The 17605-nt window shown below is 39.3% G+C and carries 17 protein-coding genes; 9 read left to right on the forward strand and 8 right to left on the reverse strand.

Annotated features, from left to right (window positions below):
• Positions 1-36 precede the first annotated feature (36 nt).
• A complete protein-coding gene (locus tag LT090_RS15890; protein ID WP_068544511.1) occupies positions 37-312 on the forward strand; it encodes a hypothetical protein in 276 nt (91 codons plus the stop codon).
• Positions 313-317: 5 nt separating this feature from the next.
• Complete coding sequence (locus LT090_RS15895) at positions 318-668, forward strand: RidA family protein (RefSeq protein WP_068544512.1); 351 nt, start codon at positions 318-320, stop codon at positions 666-668.
• Positions 669-738: 70 nt separating this feature from the next.
• Here the strand turns inward: LT090_RS15895 and LT090_RS15900 are convergent, their stop codons facing one another.
• On the reverse strand, positions 739-1689 hold the full coding sequence (locus tag LT090_RS15900; protein ID WP_068547901.1) for an IS110 family RNA-guided transposase: 951 nt from the start codon (positions 1687-1689) through the stop codon (positions 739-741).
• A 646-nt stretch (positions 1690-2335) separates the two neighbouring features.
• Between LT090_RS15900 and LT090_RS15905 the strand changes: the two genes are divergently transcribed.
• Entirely contained in the window at positions 2336-4126 is a 1791-nt protein-coding gene (locus LT090_RS15905) for a putative Ig domain-containing protein (protein WP_068547455.1), read from the forward strand.
• Between the two features lie 139 nt (positions 4127-4265).
• Here the strand turns inward: LT090_RS15905 and hpt are convergent, their stop codons facing one another.
• Positions 4266-4796, reverse strand: coding sequence for a hypoxanthine phosphoribosyltransferase (hpt, locus tag LT090_RS15910; RefSeq protein ID WP_068547453.1), 531 nt, complete (start codon positions 4794-4796; stop codon positions 4266-4268).
• A 326-nt stretch (positions 4797-5122) separates the two neighbouring features.
• Between hpt and LT090_RS15915 the strand changes: the two genes are divergently transcribed.
• Positions 5123-5776 carry a PEP-CTERM sorting domain-containing protein gene (locus LT090_RS15915; RefSeq protein ID WP_068547451.1) on the forward strand — a complete coding sequence of 218 codons (654 nt, stop codon included), beginning with the start codon at positions 5123-5125 and terminating at the stop codon, positions 5774-5776.
• Between the two features lie 146 nt (positions 5777-5922).
• The gene (locus LT090_RS15920) at positions 5923-7320 is read left to right on the forward strand and encodes a sodium/proline symporter (RefSeq protein ID WP_068547449.1); all 1398 of its coding nucleotides are present in this window, start codon (positions 5923-5925) and stop codon (positions 7318-7320) included.
• 105 nt (positions 7321-7425) lie between these two features.
• Here LT090_RS15920 and LT090_RS15925 read toward each other — a convergent pair whose 3' ends face one another.
• From LT090_RS15925 to LT090_RS15945, 5 genes are all read right to left on the reverse strand, one after another.
• Entirely contained in the window at positions 7426-8460 is a 1035-nt protein-coding gene (locus LT090_RS15925) for a zinc-binding dehydrogenase (protein WP_082897245.1), read from the reverse strand.
• 43 nt (positions 8461-8503) lie between these two features.
• Positions 8504-9394, reverse strand: a complete 891-nt coding sequence (locus LT090_RS15930) for a radical SAM protein (RefSeq protein WP_068547447.1) — start codon at positions 9392-9394, stop codon at positions 8504-8506.
• 51 nt (positions 9395-9445) lie between these two features.
• Entirely contained in the window at positions 9446-9637 is a 192-nt protein-coding gene (locus tag LT090_RS15935) for a helix-turn-helix transcriptional regulator (protein WP_068547445.1), read from the reverse strand.
• On the reverse strand, positions 9634-10050 hold the full coding sequence (locus tag LT090_RS15940; RefSeq protein WP_068547442.1) for a hypothetical protein: 417 nt from the start codon (positions 10048-10050) through the stop codon (positions 9634-9636). The genes LT090_RS15935 and LT090_RS15940 overlap by 4 nt, the downstream gene beginning before the upstream one ends.
• Before the next feature lie 179 nt (positions 10051-10229).
• On the reverse strand, positions 10230-11219 hold the full coding sequence (locus LT090_RS15945; protein ID WP_068547440.1) for an HpcH/HpaI aldolase/citrate lyase family protein: 990 nt from the start codon (positions 11217-11219) through the stop codon (positions 10230-10232).
• 387 nt (positions 11220-11606) lie between these two features.
• On the opposite strand from LT090_RS15945, the gene LT090_RS15950 reads away from it, so the two are divergent.
• Genes LT090_RS15950 through LT090_RS15965 form a run of 4 tightly spaced genes read left to right on the forward strand, consistent with a single transcriptional unit; the run spans position 11607 to position 16375 of the window.
• Entirely contained in the window at positions 11607-12728 is a 1122-nt protein-coding gene (locus LT090_RS15950; protein WP_068547439.1) for an HpcH/HpaI aldolase/citrate lyase family protein, read from the forward strand.
• On the forward strand, positions 12728-14383 hold the full coding sequence (locus tag LT090_RS17080; protein ID WP_068547437.1) for an acyl-CoA synthetase: 1656 nt from the start codon (positions 12728-12730) through the stop codon (positions 14381-14383). Before LT090_RS15950 ends, LT090_RS17080 begins: the two co-directional genes overlap by 1 nt.
• On the forward strand, positions 14383-15294 hold the full coding sequence (locus tag LT090_RS17085) for an HpcH/HpaI aldolase/citrate lyase family protein (RefSeq protein WP_068547435.1): 912 nt from the start codon (positions 14383-14385) through the stop codon (positions 15292-15294). The genes LT090_RS17080 and LT090_RS17085 overlap by 1 nt, the downstream gene beginning before the upstream one ends.
• A 13-nt stretch (positions 15295-15307) precedes the next feature.
• Positions 15308-16375, forward strand: a complete 1068-nt coding sequence (locus tag LT090_RS15965; protein ID WP_068547433.1) for a MaoC family dehydratase — start codon at positions 15308-15310, stop codon at positions 16373-16375.
• Positions 16376-16413: 38 nt separating this feature from the next.
• Here LT090_RS15965 and LT090_RS15970 read toward each other — a convergent pair whose 3' ends face one another.
• The gene (locus tag LT090_RS15970) at positions 16414-17601 is read right to left on the reverse strand and encodes an MFS transporter (protein WP_068547431.1); all 1188 of its coding nucleotides are present in this window, start codon (positions 17599-17601) and stop codon (positions 16414-16416) included.
• Positions 17602-17605: the final 4 nt, after the last annotated feature.

Raw genomic sequence — 17605 nt, forward strand, 5'->3', positions numbered from 1 at the left:
GCGCCAATTATTTACAGCAGAGACGGAGTTTGTGTAATGAAATACATACTAGTTTTAATCATGTTTTCACTAACAGGTTGCCTTTCTATACAGGAAAAGAAAGAAATCAACGTTGCGCCGCAATTGCCAACCGCGCTTGATGAAGAAAACTATCGACGCAATAGTGATAATGGTGACAATATGGTTGTTGTCATGGGCGATTGTCGTCACCTAGAAAACAATGAATATTGTGAAAAAGAAAAGCGCAGAGAAGCCGACAATAAAAAGCAGCTCGATGAGTCACTTAAAAAACACACCAGCAAAGAGCAATAATTTTTATGATTGAACGATTTGAAACTAAACAGCGCATGAGTCGCATTGTAAAACACAATGGTACCATCTATTTGTGTGGTCAGGTTTGTGCAGATGCTGAAAAAGGTATAACCGAACAAACACAAACAATGCTTGAAAAAGTCGACGATTTATTAGTAAAAGCTGGTAGCAATCGCAAGAATATTTTGTCCGCGACAATATACATAAAAACCATGAAAGACTTTAAAGCAATGAACGAAGTTTGGGATGCATGGATACCGGATGGATTTGCACCAGCAAGGGCATGCGTTGAAGCAAGCATGGCACGCGAAGAATTATTAGTAGAAATCTCAATCGTTGCCGCGGAAATATATTAGTTTAAATATTAGATATATACTTTTTAGATAGTCTACTGCTAACAAGAGACTATGGCGTCAATAACTAATTTCATACTTTTGGCGCCTCCCACATAACACCATCTCTAAGCATTGAATTTAAGATCACAATCATCTTCCTAATGCAGGCAATAATAGCGACTTTTTTAGGTTTTCCTGCCTCTAATAATCGCTGATATGTTGCTTTAAAAACTGGATTTGATTGCATTGCAGACATCATTGCCATGTATAAAACTGTTCGCACTTGAGGGCGGCCTCCTTGTATTTTTCGATGTCCCTTATACCGACCACTTTCTCGGTTCATAGGCGCAACACCAATTAATGCGCTAGCTTGCTTACTGTTGATATAGCCTAATTCAGGCAAATTACTGATGATTGATGCCGCTGCAATTTTGCCAATGCCTGTCATGCTTTGAAGTATCATATTTTTCGCTTGATATTCTGGGCAACTTTCAATGAGTTTAACGATTTTTTCTTCAATTTTTATTATCTGATTTTTGAATAAAGTAAGCACTGGTTTGATTGTCATAGCCAATTCTTTGGGCATAATTTGTAGTCGATTCTTTTCCATGGTTTGCATATTTAATAATTGGTTACGGCGGGTGACTAAATCGCTCATAGCTTGCATGGTGTCTGGTTTAAGTTTGGACAATGATGGTTTAATTGCTTCGCTATAGTGGGCAATTAATTGTGCATCAAGTTTATCTGTTTTAGCGCGCTGACCAATGGCACCTGCAAACCTTTTTATATGGATAGGGTTTGCGATAGTGAATGGTAAACCTGCGTTAGCACAGGCGATGATAAATGGCATTTCAAGCCGTCCAGTTGCTTCAATAACAATACGTTCAGGTTTGTGCTTTTTGATGATTTTAACGGCTTCCTTAATGCCTTTTTTATCGTTTGCTACGGTGAAATAAATGTCCAATGGACGAATATAAATGTCGAGCTGATATTTTCCTGTATCAACACCAACGTTAATGTTTTGATTTGTATGTGCTTTCATAATAAGCTAACCCTTACTTGCATAATGCGGGTTCGAGACCCAGTAGACTATTCGAGTGTAATGCTTGGAGTTCTTCGTCGCGTTCGTTCTTGTTATCGGTCTCTCAACAGAGGAGCCTTCGTTCAATCGAACTACGACAAAGAAGGGCTTTAGTTGCAGCTAAAGCCTGGGTCTCACTTTACCGAAAATTAAAAATAATTAATAAAAGATATGGGTTTATTATCCATACAAGTGTTTATTGTTTTCAGCAGAAACTGTATTTCATTATTATAGAGCCGCACAGGCATTAACAATCAATGAATATTCCCCATCTTAACTAATTATTTTTATCATTACGTCCAATTTGATAACGTAATCATAAATTGTTTTGTTTAGCTCGCTAAAATGAAAGTGATAATTTGCCAATGTGATTACCAAATCCGCCAACTCCAGGCAAAACATAGCTTAACGAGGTTTATTCTAAAAACAACTACTAGAATTCGATCCTGTTTTTTATTTAAAAACATTGACAACGTAATCATCCACACTTAAATTTAATTTTCAACAAGTACTTTTAACTTGTTAATGTGATGATTAATGACTAACTATCGCTCCTAAATAAAAGCTAAATGGACTTTCTCTACAAAAATAACGATAAGAGAAACAAATGAAAAAATACAATAAGCTTAAAACGTTTTGCTCTGCGCTTACGCTGGCAATAAGCTCTACAGCTTTAGCCGAAACTGTTACCCAAGCAAACACCGAAATAAAAGAAAGCCACTATTTACTTAGTAACAACCTCTTTGATGATGGCAGTGATATGTCCTATGAACCAAGTCAAGTAGAAGCGAAAGGTGCTGCTTTTTCAATTGACTATCTTGATCCCGGTGGCAGTGGTATGGATGCTTACGTGCAAGGCACGGTGGGTGGTTTCAAAACTGGTGGTAACTGGAATCCAAGTGATTACTATTTAACAGGTATGCCCGAATTAATTACTAATCTAGATGACTCATTCCGTATACAGTGGAAAACTTTTCAAATAGATGCTCTCGATGCTGACGATAAATGGTGGGCGACCATTAATGTAATTTTTGATAACGGTCCGGCACTAATTGAGCCTGTTTCTGATAATCGTGATTTTGATATTGTGATTCAACTGGAGAGGTATGAGCAAGATGCATTAACAGATAAAGTTAAGGCAGAGAATACTTTTTACTATTGGTTTGCCCGAAATCCTGATGGCAGCATAAAACCTTTTACTTTAAATATTGACGGCATTAATTATGAGTGGGCTGTACGATACAAATTTTTCAACTATGACCCTGAAGGTTCTAAAGCAAGCCAAGCACATAAAAACGACAAAGTTCATATCAAATATATCCCAATCGACAATAATAACGTAGCACCGTACTTAGACCACCCATTAAAAGCATTCATTGATGCGAGCGCTGAATACATTGATTACATCGATATACCTGCCGAAGAAAGGGCTCTAGCAGATGAAAAAATCGCAGCGTCAGATTTATGGGTCAAATCACTTTCTGCAGGTTATGAGGTCTATACTGGTGAATTTACTATCGGTAATGAATACTTCAAAGTTGTTAAAGATACTCTAGCGCCGAGCATTGTTACTGGAGTTAATGCTAATTTAGTAGATAATATTATAGAATTATCGTGGGACGCTCATAACGATGATGCTTTTCAAGAATACAATGTTTATCGCTCTGTAAATGGTGAGGTATTTAGTCAACATGCACAAGCTGTGTATAGTAATAACTATACAGATAGCGAGATTACAATAGGCGATAAATACGATTATTATATTACTGCAAAAGATCGTTCTTGGAATGAGTCTGCAAGCTCAACTGTAGTAACAATAAGCACTGATGCACCAAATAACGCTCCAGTTTGGAATAAAAATAGCTTTAGCTATAGCGGTATTGTGAGCGGCGAACTTTTCGTACAACATCAAGAATGGCGCATTACCGATACAGAAAATGATCCGCTAACATTTGCTTTAGTTTCAGGACCAAGTTGGTTAACTGTTGAAGCCAATGGTAAAGTTTCAGGCACGCCGACACTTAATGATGTTGGTGATAATGTGTTTGTTCTAAGTGTAACCGATGGAATAAATGCCCCTGTAGAGGCTACCATGACAGTAACCGTAGCTGCAGCTAATACTGCCCCGACCTTTTACAGCGACCCTTTTACAGCATCTAGTATAAAGAAAAATCGATCTTATAATGACTCTATTGCTACATCGGCTACCGATGTTGACGACGATCCCCTAACTTACAGTAAAGTTTCAGGTCCAGATTGGTTAAATGTAAGTGAAACGGGAGCATTGAGCGGTACACCAACTCGTTCTAACAGAGGTTTAAATAGCTTCACAGTTAGCGTAAGTGATGGTATCAATCCTGCAGTAACTGCAACTCTCGAAATTACAGTAAGCAATTAATTTTACATATTAACTTTATACCCCTACTTTATTGCATATTTTGTAAAGGTAGGGGTATTTTATATAGTCAAACAATTATATGTTGGCATCTATACGTTAAGCTATTTTTGACAATAACTTGGGCTTTACAAAAATTCACTTACTCAAGCGGTATTACTTTGCCAATGTACGGTAAATGACGATATTTTTGCGCGTAATCAATGCCCACACCAACAACAAATTCATCGGGAATTTCGAAACCAATCCATTTGCAATCAACGTTTACTTCACGACGCGATGGCTTGTCTAATAACGTACAAATTTCAATTGAATTAGGTCCGCGCAGCTTTAAAATTTCTACTACTTTGTTTAAGGTATTGCCAGTATCAATAATATCTTCTACTAAAAGAACATCCTTGCCTTCAATACAATCATCTAAGTCTTTTTTAATTTTAACATCACGAGAGCTTTCCATAGCATTGCCATAACTTGATGCAGTCATAAAATCGACCGTGTGATTGACTGCAATAGCGCGCGCTAAATCAGCCATAAACACAAATGAACCACGCAACAAACCAACCATTACTAGGTTATTACTATCTTTATAATGCTCACTAATTTCTTTCCCTAGGGCTTGCACTCTCTCAGCAACATCTTGCTCCGAAATCATTACATCGACTCTATGTTTCATTTAATATTTCTCTTGATCATCTTTAAATTAAAATTGCTTATAAAACTATAGACCTATCCCGTTAGTCTCGCGATTGATTCTTACAATTACTTATTTTATCTTTTGTTCTTTTCTATCACTTTCAATAATTTAGATACAGATAATCTAGCAAAAAAGCGTCAGATTTTTTTACAGTTCAGAATAACTTTACTGCCTCCAGACCATAACTCATTGAATATACTTCATTTTTTATGATGGAATAATTCTTGCTTGGCCAATATATAGAAGGAATTACGTAAATATATAAAAAACAAGAAGTTTAAAGAATAAAATATTAAGGTAATTAAATGAATTTAACGTATTTAAAAGCAACGATTGCTGCATTGATTTTATCGATAAGTAATGTTGCTAATGCCGGGTTAATCTTTAGTTTTGAAGAAGTTGATAACAATGTCACCATGACCTCTTCAGGCTCTATAGACACTAGTGGCTTAGTAGAAGGAAACACTTCTCCCTGGGGATATACTGGTATCGAAAGTGGTACTTATGACTTTCTTGGTAGTACTAATTATGGCGAAATAGACATTTCTTTTGGTTTTAGTGCGGGTACTGACTATTCAGCTTGGCAAGGAGCAGCGAGTCCTTGGACAGAAACCTTTTGGTCATATAACTTTATGGACTTTGATGTGGTAAGTGGAACCAAACCATTTGCTACATTTATATGGGCAGCGCCTTCAGTGGCTTTACCCGGCTTAGGTATTCGTGAAGATGATCTAGAAGGTGATATTTGGTCAGCCGATCACAACTGGATTGCCAAAGGTTATAACTTTGAAGTATTAGGCTTAAATTCAGGCTCATACACAGTGACCGATGCAGTGTCTGGCGAATTTATCACCATTCAAATTGGTGCCTTAAACCAAGCAAGCGTTCCAGAACCTTCAACTTTAGTTATTTTTGCACTAGGTATCTTAGGCTTAGCTTCAAGAAAATTTAGCAGATAATATAGCTTGTTATATAAACATATAAAGCACCACTTGTTGGTGCTTTTTTAATGGCTAAAACTAACAAGCAAAGCAAAACCTTGATGTATTTAAACAATTAAATTGTTATCCTGTAACCTGTTCCAATACTAAAAATAAAAAGCACTATGGATTACACCACTACCGTTCTTGTTACCCTTATCGTTTATAAAATTGTTTTAATTGGCATAGGTTTTTATGCCAATAAAAAAACAAGCTCTACAGAAGACTACTTTATTGGTGGCCGTGGTTTAGGGCCTTGGGTTGCTGCCATTAGCTCTGCTGCTTCTGCATCATCTGCCTGGACATTACTTGGCGTATCAGGCGCTGCTTATGCTATGGGTTTATCGGCAATATGGTTGGTTCCTGCTGTACTCGGTGGTTATATAATTAACTGGGTTTGGATTGCGCCTCGAATTCAACAAAAAGCCAAAACTGAAAACGCGGTAACTCTTACCGATGTATTAGCAAATAACAGTGGTTCATTTAAAAAACCAATTATTTGGTTCTGTTCATTTTGTATCGTATTTTGCTTTACCTTCTATGTGGCAGCGCAATTTCAGGCGGCGGGCACAACCTTTGCTTCTACCTTCAATGTTTCGATGACCAGCAGTATTGTGATGGGTACCACGATTATCTTAATTTATACCTTGTTAGGCGGTTTTTGGGCGGTGAGTATTACCGATACATTACAAGGTTTACTGATGGCTCTGGCGTCACTGGTATTGCCAGTAGCAGGGCTTATTGCTGTTGGTGGTTTTGCTAATCTGTTTGAGCAAATGCAGCAAGTATTTGATGTTACACAAATGCAAATTACTGGCCCGCATTCTGGCCTTGTCGCTATCGCTTTTGTAGTGGGATTGATGGGTATAGGTATAGCTCAGCCGGGACAGCCGCATGTAGTGAATCGAATGATGGCGCTGCGAGACGAGAAGTCGGTAAGACAAGCAAAAATCATTGCCATCGGTTGGGCCGCCATCGTGATTGTTGGCATGATGATAGTCGGCTGGTGTGCCAAAGTTTTATTAACTGAATTGGTCGATAAAGAACAGGCTTTACTGGCCGTTACCAATCAACTGTTCCCACCGGTTGTTGCTGGTGTGATCATTGCCGCTATTTTGTCGGCGATTATGTCTACCGCCGATAGCCAATTATTGGTTTCTGCATCGGCGATGTCTTATGATTTACTCGACAAAAAAGACGACAAAAAAAGTTTAAACTATTCGCGCCTGACCGTAGTGGCGATTTGTATTATTTCAATGTTATTGGCACTCTATGCACCGGAAGATATTTTCTCTCGGGTATTATTTGCTTGGAATGCATTAGGGGCAGCATTTGGCCCGCTGTTAATTGTTAAATTAGTGAGTAAATCAGTTAATGGGAAACATGCCTTTGCGGCTATCGTTGTTGGTTTTAGCTTGTCAGTGATTTTAAGTTTATTCCCGTCACCACCGGGGGATTATTTGGAACGGTTAGTGCCGTTTGCGTTATCATTTTCAATCGCTTGGTTAGGTCGAAGTAAATAAAGTTATTGCCGGATTAAATGTGCAAAAGCCAACGAACTCACTGCAATTCGTTGGCTTTTTATTGAAAAAATAATATTTAGTGGACTCTGACACCAGTATTTTAAGCTAAGGGACGAGTATTACCTTACCGTCACTCTTATGATCAGCATAGTGTTCTAACGCTTCAGGAAAATCTGAAAAATTAAATTCTCCATAAATATCGGTTTGAAATATACCCTCACTAAATAGTTTTTGCACTTTACGGCTTAATCCTAGTACTTGCCAAGGTTTTGCATTGCCAATGTAGGTTGCTAGCCAGAAGCCTTCTATTTTATGCTGTTTAAAAATTACATCGGCCACTGAAAATTGCCCACCAATGGGATCATGGGTTTCAGTGAGTCGACCATAAACAATGGCGGTAGATTTAGGCGGCATACACGACATTGTTGTCGGTGTATCAATGTCGGCAACTGCATCTAAAAGAACGGTCGCTTTCAATTCGCTACTAGCGCTTTTAAGCTGCGCTTTAAAGTCTTCAGCTGTGGTCAATAAAACTTTATCTGCTCCAAGCTTGGTTAATACTTCAACATTAGCTTCTGATCGTACCGTAGCAATCGTCTTAATGCCTTTTATTTTGGCATAACGAATCGCACCTTTACCTACTTGGCTTGCCGCGGCATTAATAACAACGGCTTTTGCACCAAGCTCTATTGCACGTTCAATTAAACATACCGAAGTACATGGGTTAACAATTATCGTAGAGGCTTGAACATCGCTGATATCATCGCGAACCGGCAAGCAAAAATTTGCTTTGGTAACCGCATATTCAGCCCATACACCGTCTTTTCCTGGTTGTGCTGACAGTGCTACGCGCTTTCCCTTTAGCCACTTTCCATATAAGCCTGCATTAGCATCTATCACCAGACCACAACCTTCAAAGCCAACAAAACTGCCATTGACTGGCGGTAAGCCATATTTGCCCATCAAATAAACCAAATCGGATGGATTAACTGGGGCTGCCAACATTTTAACCAATACTTGACCCGATTTTAACGCTGGCAACTCTTTATCGATAAGTTCAATACGATCGGATAGTGGGGCGTTTAAATCATCGATGAGATTTAGAGCAAAACCTTTGTGTGTAACCGGAGTAGTAGTCATAATTTCTCGTCAATGTGTATTAGTTTAATTCGGGTTGTGTTAGCTATAGTCCACGTTGCCATTCTTTTCTAAGATGAACAGCATCGGGATGATTAAGCGCCATATCAATTTGATTTACCAAGCGCTCTTTATCTTTACCTAAAACTCCCTTTAATACTAGGTAATTCGAGGCATGGTCGCTGCGAAATATGGTCTTGTTAAGTTCCAGCGCCTTTAATAACAGCGCCATTTCAGCAAACAATTCATTTTGACTTAACTGCCTGAACTTACCATTAAAGTTTTCGGCAAAGCGTTGCTCTCCCAATGGAAAAGAAACCACTAATGTTGACAGGTAGTCGGGCTGCGCTGCGTTCATAAGCTTAGCTGAATTAATCGCATGTTGCTTTGAATACTCTGGACCGCCTAAACCATTTAGAATCATCACTGACGATTTCATTCCGGCCTGTTTGATTTTGTTTAGTGCTTGCAATGAGCTGTCAAAAGTTTCACCTTTTTCGATTAGCTCAAGCACTTCATCGTCACCACTTTCACAACCAACATACATTAAACTTAGACCTAAACCTTTCAATTGAGAAAGTTGTTCTACGGTTTTATTATTTAAGTTTCTTGGCAAGCAATAACTAGAGATTCTGCCAACATCGGGAAAATACTGCCTGATCAATAAAAGAATATCTTTCAGCCGATTGAACGGTAACATCATCGCATCACCGTCAGCGAGGAATACTCGATGAACAGGTAAGCTTGATTGTTTAATTTGAATTAACTCTTGCTCTATTTGCTCAAGTTTTTTCGGTCTAAATTTTTTGTTGTCATTGGTATACATATCGCAAAATGTGCAGCGATTCCAAGAACAGCCATTGGTGACTTGCAAAATCAAACTTTTCCATTCCGATGGCGGTCGAAATACCGGTTCAATATATTCTAATGGGTACATTTATTTCTCGTGTAATTTCTATTCTTATCTCTATTGCTGACCAAGCTTCATTTATTCTTCTTGAAAAATATCTTCTATTGTTAGTTCGAACAAACGCGCTACTTTAAAAGCCAAAGGCAAACTTGGATCATATTTACCTTTTTCAATGGCATTGATGGTTTGCCTAGAAACATCCAGAGCCAACGCTAAATCTGCCTGCGTCAAATCGCATTCAGCTCTTAAAACTTTCAGTCGATTCTTCATAGATACTTCCTTTTACCCATTATGATTCCGACCATATAGGCAACGGCCATCACCATAATCAGGTGTGAGATTTCCGGTTCATAAGTAATTAAGCGAATATCCTCTAACATCTCGTACGAAGTACCGGCAATTAAACCAACCCCCAAAGATAACGCCATGGCATTAAGTTGAATTTTTTGCATCAATTCATCAAGGCTGAGGATTTGTCTGCGCGTCACCAATACCATTTTAATGCCTGCCGCTATGTGCAAGATTAAAGCAATTACAGAAATTGAAGTTTCGAAGTCCCAAATAAATTTCGGACCAAACGCAACGAGCGCTGTTGAAATTAACCAAACGACAGTCCAAATGGCAACCTGTACGGTATTCTTTATGTTTTCTTGCTGCCAATCATTATTTTCTTGTGTAATCATTAGTATATACTCCTATACAAAAAGTAAAACAAGCTTTACTTTTAATAAAAGGATAATACAGCAAGAAAACACAATGTCAAATAAACTTTACTTTTAGTAAATCATACATAACAAAAAACCCACGAACATCAGTGGGCTTTATATCGTCTAATTACGGTAGTCTGACTAAGCTAGTTTAATTAAAAGAACGCAGATTTAGCTTGTTCACTAATGTCGATTCCCGTTACATGGGCACGTTGTAATAACTGCCAAAAATAACGATAAGTTGCGCGGTCATGCAATTCACCTTTGTGCTGAATTGGTCCCCAACTATTTGCTTGCGCTGCGAGTAAGATATCTTGCGCGTCTTCTACCTCTTCATAATTCGGCTTCATCGCATCAACAATGGCAGTAATTTGAGTCGGATAAATACTCCACATACGCAAGAAACCAAATTCATTTCTTGCTCGTTTTGCATCATCGCGTGCTTGCTCAACATTTTTCAAATCAAGGGTTACGTTGTGAGCAGGTACAACACCATTGGCAAGCGCCGCAGCAACTAATTCAGTTTTTGCACGAGCTAATAATGGGTGGTCAAATTGACCTGGACTGCGCATACATGCCGCAGGAATTGCGCCATTGTGACCTGAAACGAAATCCATCATGCCAAAATCAAGTAATTGCACCCATGGTGTTGCGGCAATGTCCCAAATTTCATGTAGTGCACCGTGAGTTTCAATTAACACATGAATTGGAATCTCTCGGTTGATATTATTTGCCTTACAACTTTGTTGAATATACTCAACCATGTCTTTTATTTGCTGAGCCTTAGTTGGTTTTGGCAAGGTAATATAAGCGAGTTTTTCACCACAGGAAGGAATTAGAATATCAACATCTTTTTGCCAGTGGTCATGGGTATAATCGTGAATACGTACACCCATCATATTTAATTCGTTGTCAGCACTACCAATAATGCGAGCGACCATTTCAGCATGTTCTTTTTCAGAACCTGCGGCGGCACCATCTTCACAATCACAGGTAATATCAAAAATCGGACCTAAATCTCTTTGCATCTGCATTGCTTTGAGAATTAGCTTTTCAGAGCCCGCGAAATGTTCACAGCTAGGAATAATTGGAAATGGCTTTTCCGCATCAAATAGAGCGTCATTTGGATGAACATTTGCAGTCATGGTTTTCTCCGATAGTTTGATTAAAAGTGTAATTTTATTTCAATTTCTATTACTTAAATAAGTACCCTTGAACAATAACTAAGTCAACTTCTAAAGCCAAAATTACAACTAAAGTGCTAGTTACAAGCTCATTAATATTGTTTATACCTATAGAGTATACGCTTGCCCCACATAAGAAAGCCATATGAGTAACTAAGGCGACAAGGCCGTTGTTAATAATTTGTTATACCTAGGTTAACGACATTTAAAATAAATTTCAAACAATAGTTTGAACTATTTACTCTAATTGTGTAAGTTTAATTGAAAGCTTTCACTAAAAACAACAAACCCAACACTGGACGTATGTAACAACAACCATAATCACAATTAGAATTGAAGGAGTTATCGATGAACTATCATAGTGAGTTCTTAGAACAGGTAAACGAACAAGATGTACTTGGAGGCTTTTGGCCAGGCATTCAATTGTATTACCCTCCTGTCAAATATTCGCCTAAAGATGGTGCATACGAAACTCTTGAGCAAGCAACAGACAGAATGCGCAAACATGCACATCAGTGCCAAGCACATACCTTGTTATTCGATTTAGAAGATGGCTGTAGTAAAAAAGCGATGAGTCGTGAATTACTGCTTAATGAGTTACCAAAATTTCCCGACCGTGACTTTCAAATTGCTTTACGCATTAATCCGTTTCGCACCGATGAGTATGAAAAAGATTTAGAAATGATCATGAAAGTGGCCGAGCATATCGATGTTATCGTTTTAGCAAAAGCCGGGGAGTTATACGGCGCAGCGGAGATTAGGGACTTATCAGCCTGGTTAATTGGCGTAAATCCAGACATTGAAATTCAGCCAATCATTGAACACCCTCGCAGTTTAAAAATTGCCTCAGAATTAATGGCCTTTCCGGCAGTAAAGCATGTCGTATTTGGTATCCATGATTTTTCAAAAGCCATGGCTATTCATTTAACTCCCGAGGGTTGGATAGATGAGTTATTGACCTATCTACGTACTTTATTGCTAGAAGCAAGAATCGCCGGTAAAGGGGTTATCGGCGGTGTTGAAGTATTAATCAACGATAACCCAATGCCAGAAAAGTTTATTGAACCAGACGATGTGCGCCGCTGGTTGGACCTTCATGGTGACCACGAATCACATGTTGTCCATGGCCACGCAATTGTTGAAACACAAATGGGCTTAACAGGAAAACAGTTGATACACCCATACCATATCCATCTGTGTAAGGTGGCATTTACGCCATCGCCTAATCAAATTCAACGTAATGTAAAAATTCTAAAAGCCGCAATCGATGCTGACGCTCTGCTTGGTGGTGCGATTAAATTTGAAGGCGAAATGCTTGATCCACCGATGTTTGGTAAAGCCCTACAAACACTACTTCGCGCTTATGCACTGAAGTCTTTGTCAGAGCAAGACAAGCAATTTGCCATGGATGTTTTAAAAATGCTTCCTATTACTGTAATTCGTGAAAACTGGCCTTATGGACGTATCTAATGATTAAATTTGAAGATTTACTAAACCAAACTGAATCAGGATGGGCATGGACTATTCCTGAAAAATTTAACATCGCTTATGCCTGTGTAACTCAGCATGTCGAACAAGGTAACGGCAATAACATTGCCATGGTTATCGAAGACGATAGTAAAGGCAGTAGTGAGCTAAGTTATCAAAAACTCGACCAATTAAGTGGTCGTCTAGTGTCAATATTTAACGATCTTGGCTTGCAAGGCGGCGATCGTGTATTGATTCGTTTACCTAACGCCACTGAATATCCGGTAAGCTTTTTTGGTTGTTTGAAACAAGGCGCGATTGCAGTGCCAACATCCACTTTATTATCAGCTCCAGAAGTTGCATATTTGGCTAAGGATTCAGGCGCCAAAATATTGATCACGGCAAAATCAATGTGGTCAGAACTAAGCAATATTATCGAAAAAGATACTCAGCTAACGACGATTTTGTTAGCCGGAAATGAGTCAATGCCAGAGAACTTACCGAGTGGCAATATTAAGGTTCTCGATTTGCAGCAATTATTAGATAACGCCAGCGACAATAATTTTATTGCCGACAACTCAGTCAACGATCCAGCATATTTAGTCTATACATCAGGTACAACTGGTTACCCTAAAGGCGTGCTGCATGCGCATCGTTCTTTGATTGGGCGTTTACCTGCAAGTCGCTTTTGGTTTGATTTTAAGCCCAACGATCGGATTATGCATTCGGGCAAGTTTAACTGGACTTATGTTTTAGGTTCGGCACTAATGGACCCATTATTTCATGGCCATACAGTGATTGTTCATGAGGGTCAAAATGATGCCAGTACTTGGCCTAAGCTAATCAAAAAACATGACTGTACGATTTTTATCGGCGTACCAACAATCTACCGTCAAATCATTCAAAAAACTGAATTTTCAGCCCAAGACGTACCGTCACTTCGACACTGTATGAGTGCCGGGGAGCACTTATCAGACGAGATGCTTTTAGCATGGCGCCAACGTTTTTCAATGGATGTTTATGAAGCGATTGGGATGTCAGAATTTTCTTACTATATCTCGCAAAACAAACAGCAACCTATTCGTCCTGGTGCGGCCGGCTTTATTCAACCTGGTCATGAAGTACATTTACTGGACGAAGAAAACAACCCGGTTAACGATGGCACTGAAGGTATGATTGCTATCAAAGACACTGACCCTGGATTATTTTTAGAATATTGGCAGCTGCCAGAAGAAACCGCTAAAGCTCGTCACAACGGCTATTTCTTTACCGGCGATTACGCCAAAACCGACAGCGATGGTTATATTTGGTTTGTTGGCCGTAAAGACGACATTATCAATACCTTTGGCTACCGTGTATCACCCCATGAAATTGAGCGGGTGTTAAAAACCCATCCCGACGTCGCCGATTGCGTTGCCTTAGGTGAGGAGCTTGGTAAGGACAAAGTTTTAGTGAGCGCATGCATAATCCTAACGGAAAATTCGACCATGACCGAGCAGCAAATGCTTGAATTTGGTAATAAACATTTAGCTAAGTACAAGGCACCTAAAATCGTGCACTTTTACCATCAATTTCCACGCACTAAAAATGGCAAAGTATTACGAAAAGAAATGCTGAAACAACTCAATGAAAAGCAATTAGAGACTTCAGGAGCATAATGATGAACTGCAATACAGACAACAACTATCGACCAAGACGCAGTGCATTGTATGTACCTGCACATAAAACCCGTTACATTGACAAATCACGAAACTTGTTTGCCGACTGCATTATTTTCGACTTGCAAGAATCAGTGCCGCCAGCTCGTAAAAAGCATGCTCGCGAGCTGTTAGTTGAACAACTACAAAACAGCGATTTTGGTTATTCAGAACGTATCGTAAGAGTGAATAAATTGAACTCGCCGTGGGGTGAAGAAGATTTACAGGCTATCGCCCAATTAGACATCGACGCGGTATTGTTTCCAAACATTGAGAGTGCCGAGCAAGTGCAACAAGCCATTGCTATGCTCGATAAATTTGGCGGCAGCGACAAAACCATCATGGTCAATATCGAATCGCCATTAGGGGTATTGCGAAGTGAAGAAATCGCTGCCTGCTCTGACCGCTTAACGACAATAATTATGGGCACAACCGATTTAGCGAATAGCTTAAGGATTAATAACACCTTAGATAGACAAGGACTTTTGACCTACCTATCTATGTGCATTTTAACCGCCCGAGCCTATCATAAAAACATTATCGACGGCCCTCACTTTGACCTAAAAGATGTACAAGCTTGTGAATACAGCTGTCGACAAGCGCGTGATTTAGGATTTGACGGTAAAGCCGTTATCCACCCAATTCAATTGACCTATACTAATGATGCATTAACACCTAAAGGTGAGGACGTTCGCAGAGCGAAAGCAATCATCAAAGCAATGGAGCAAGCTAAAAACGAGGGACAAAGTGTTGCTGTTATCGACGATAGGCTAATAGAGCCTTGCCTTGAACAATGGGCAATACGAGTGATATGTTTGTATGACAAAGTAAATGAATTTGGTCAAAGTGAACTTATTGGTATAGAAAAATAATAGGCGACTACATATGACATTACTTGCAACTCCAGCAGGAAAGTTTTTCGATGACTTTATCATCGGTGAAACCTTGCAACATGGTGTACCAAGAACCATCACTGAAGCAGACAGTATTTTATATATTGCACTCACTGGCTCAAGGTTTTCATTACATTGTGCGCAAACTGTTGCCAGCGCCGCTGGCTTTAACAAAATGCCAATTGATAATTTTTTATTATTTCACATCGCCTTTGGCAAAACCGTCAACGATGTATCGCTCAATGCCGTTGCTAATTTAGGCTACGCCGAAGTTGTATTTACCCGTCCAGTATTTGCTCAAGACACCATTGCGGTGACAAGTGAAGTAATCGGATTAAAGGAAAATTCAAACGGTAAAACCGGTGTCGTTTATGTCAAGTCAACGGCGACAAATCAGCGTAATCAACCGGTATTAAGTTTTAAGCGTTGGGTGATGGTGCACAAAGCGAAAGGCGCTGCGGTGACCGGCATCAATCAATTGCCTGAACTTGCCGCCGCTGTTGCTATTGAACAACAGCACAAACCAGAACAACTTGATATTCAAGGCTGGCAACCTTGGTTTAGTGATAATCAACGCACGGCCAGAGATTTTAACGTCGGCGACACCATGTTTCATCGTGATGGCATAACCATTAATGATTCCGATCATTCAATGGCTACACGCATGTATCAAAACAATGCTCGTGTTCACTTTGATCAGCATATGATGAACGATTCCAAACACGGTAAGCGATTAGTTTATGGTGGCCATATTATTTCACTGTGTCGTGCATTGAGTTACAACGGCTTTGGCAATGCCTTATGGCTTACTGCGATTCATGGCGGTAGTCATTGTAATCCAAGTTTTGTCGGCGATACCATATATGCACAGTCCACTATCACTGACATCGATTTGACCTTGCAAGACCAAGGTTTGGCAAAAGTAAGGATAAACCTGCTCGGCATAAAAAATAATCAACCAAGCAATATGGATTCGCTTTATACGGAAACAGCAGGACGTAAAAGCTATCACAGTGATGTTGTGCTAGATATAGACTATTCAGTGCTAATGCCTTTATAGCGGCTAATATAAGCCCGCTATATTATCAAAAACGCCTATTATTTAGCGGTATCGAGCAAACGTGCAGGATAAAAAGCGGCAATGGCACAGATAACTAAACCAATTGCCGCCATGTCAATTAACAGGCCATAATTGTCGTTACCCAGAAATAGCGCTGCAACCATAGGACCCGAAGCCAGCCCCATTTTTGATGCAAAACCGCCCAGTGCAGCCATTTGCCCAGCTTTATCTAGTTCAGAGCATATGCCAAATAGATACGGCAGTATGAACGCCCAAGTGATACCAATAATAATATTGGCAATAAGATAGACATTGGCGCTTTCGCTAAAATGCAATAACCAAGTGCTAATCGCCGTTAAAACAATCGCGGCAATAATCGGTACTGTTCGACCATATTTTGTACCGATAACTATGACTAAAAACGCGCCAAACAATGCAATCCAGCTGGCAAGACCTAGAGATGTACTAATAAAGTCAATCATTAACCCTTCCGCTTTAGCCAAGCCAATAACATAAGCAAATAAGCCCATATTCGCACCTTGGAACATAAATATCGCGAACAATGTGAGCATTAACGGTAGGCGTTTAATTTTAGCCGTATTAGTGCTTTTATGCTCATCATTTTTAATTGGATAATCGCCTAAAAATGGTAGCATCATTAAAGTCACCACGGTAAAGACCATTAACGAAATAAACATTGCCGCAGTTCCATACTCAGGCACTAAACCTGGCAAAAACATAATACCTAAACCACCTAAACTCCATTGTATTAGCAATAAATAGCCAAAGGTTTTGTCTGCTTCCGAGGTACGAGAAATAATCCCAAAGCCAATGCCCACCAATAAGCCGCCAGTAATTCCATGTAACGCTCGTATGGCAATCATCATCGTTGGCGAATTAATATAGATACAAACAAAGTCTATTGCTAATATCGCCACTAAAAGTGCATAACTCCAGCGTTGCCAGTTAATTTTTTTGATAATAAATACTGCTAGAAGTGCACCAAATGCTGCGCCATATAAATTTGCCGAACCAACAAAGCCCGCCTGTTGATCGGTAAAGCCCGCGCCGTCTTTCAAACCATCAATAATGGCAGGCATTATATTGACGTAAAAGATCCCGGCCGTGGTTAAAAAGGCAAGAAATATTCGTGCCATTACACCATTAGCACTCGCTTTATTTATATTTAAAAAGCTATTTTCTTTAATCACTACATTGTCATTCATATTG

Source organism: Thalassotalea crassostreae (assembly GCF_001831495.1).
GTDB lineage: Bacteria > Pseudomonadota > Gammaproteobacteria > Enterobacterales > Alteromonadaceae > Thalassotalea_A > Thalassotalea_A crassostreae.

Bases quoted from the DNA above. Each gene is read 5' to 3' on its own strand.
- LT090_RS15890 (WP_068544511.1), top strand. From the start codon at position 37: ATGAAATACATACTAGTTTTAATCATGTTTTCACTAACAGGTTGCCTT.
- LT090_RS15895 (WP_068544512.1), top strand. From the start codon at position 318: ATGATTGAACGATTTGAAACTAAACAGCGCATGAGTCGCATTGTAAAA.
- LT090_RS15900 (WP_068547901.1), bottom strand. From the start codon at position 1,689: ATGAAAGCACATACAAATCAAAACATTAACGTTGGTGTTGATACAGGA.
- LT090_RS15905 (WP_068547455.1), top strand. From the start codon at position 2,336: ATGAAAAAATACAATAAGCTTAAAACGTTTTGCTCTGCGCTTACGCTG.
- hpt (WP_068547453.1), bottom strand. From the start codon at position 4,796: ATGAAACATAGAGTCGATGTAATGATTTCGGAGCAAGATGTTGCTGAG.
- LT090_RS15915 (WP_068547451.1), top strand. From the start codon at position 5,123: ATGAATTTAACGTATTTAAAAGCAACGATTGCTGCATTGATTTTATCG.
- LT090_RS15920 (WP_068547449.1), top strand. From the start codon at position 5,923: ATGGATTACACCACTACCGTTCTTGTTACCCTTATCGTTTATAAAATT.
- LT090_RS15925 (WP_082897245.1), bottom strand. From the start codon at position 8,460: ATGACTACTACTCCGGTTACACACAAAGGTTTTGCTCTAAATCTCATC.
- LT090_RS15930 (WP_068547447.1), bottom strand. From the start codon at position 9,394: ATGTACCCATTAGAATATATTGAACCGGTATTTCGACCGCCATCGGAA.
- LT090_RS15935 (WP_068547445.1), bottom strand. From the start codon at position 9,637: ATGAAGAATCGACTGAAAGTTTTAAGAGCTGAATGCGATTTGACGCAG.
- LT090_RS15940 (WP_068547442.1), bottom strand. From the start codon at position 10,050: ATGATTACACAAGAAAATAATGATTGGCAGCAAGAAAACATAAAGAAT.
- LT090_RS15945 (WP_068547440.1), bottom strand. From the start codon at position 11,219: ATGACTGCAAATGTTCATCCAAATGACGCTCTATTTGATGCGGAAAAG.
- LT090_RS15950 (WP_068547439.1), top strand. From the start codon at position 11,607: ATGAACTATCATAGTGAGTTCTTAGAACAGGTAAACGAACAAGATGTA.
- LT090_RS17080 (WP_068547437.1), top strand. From the start codon at position 12,728: ATGATTAAATTTGAAGATTTACTAAACCAAACTGAATCAGGATGGGCA.
- LT090_RS17085 (WP_068547435.1), top strand. From the start codon at position 14,383: ATGATGAACTGCAATACAGACAACAACTATCGACCAAGACGCAGTGCA.
- LT090_RS15965 (WP_068547433.1), top strand. From the start codon at position 15,308: ATGACATTACTTGCAACTCCAGCAGGAAAGTTTTTCGATGACTTTATC.
- LT090_RS15970 (WP_068547431.1), bottom strand. From the start codon at position 17,601: ATGAATGACAATGTAGTGATTAAAGAAAATAGCTTTTTAAATATAAAT.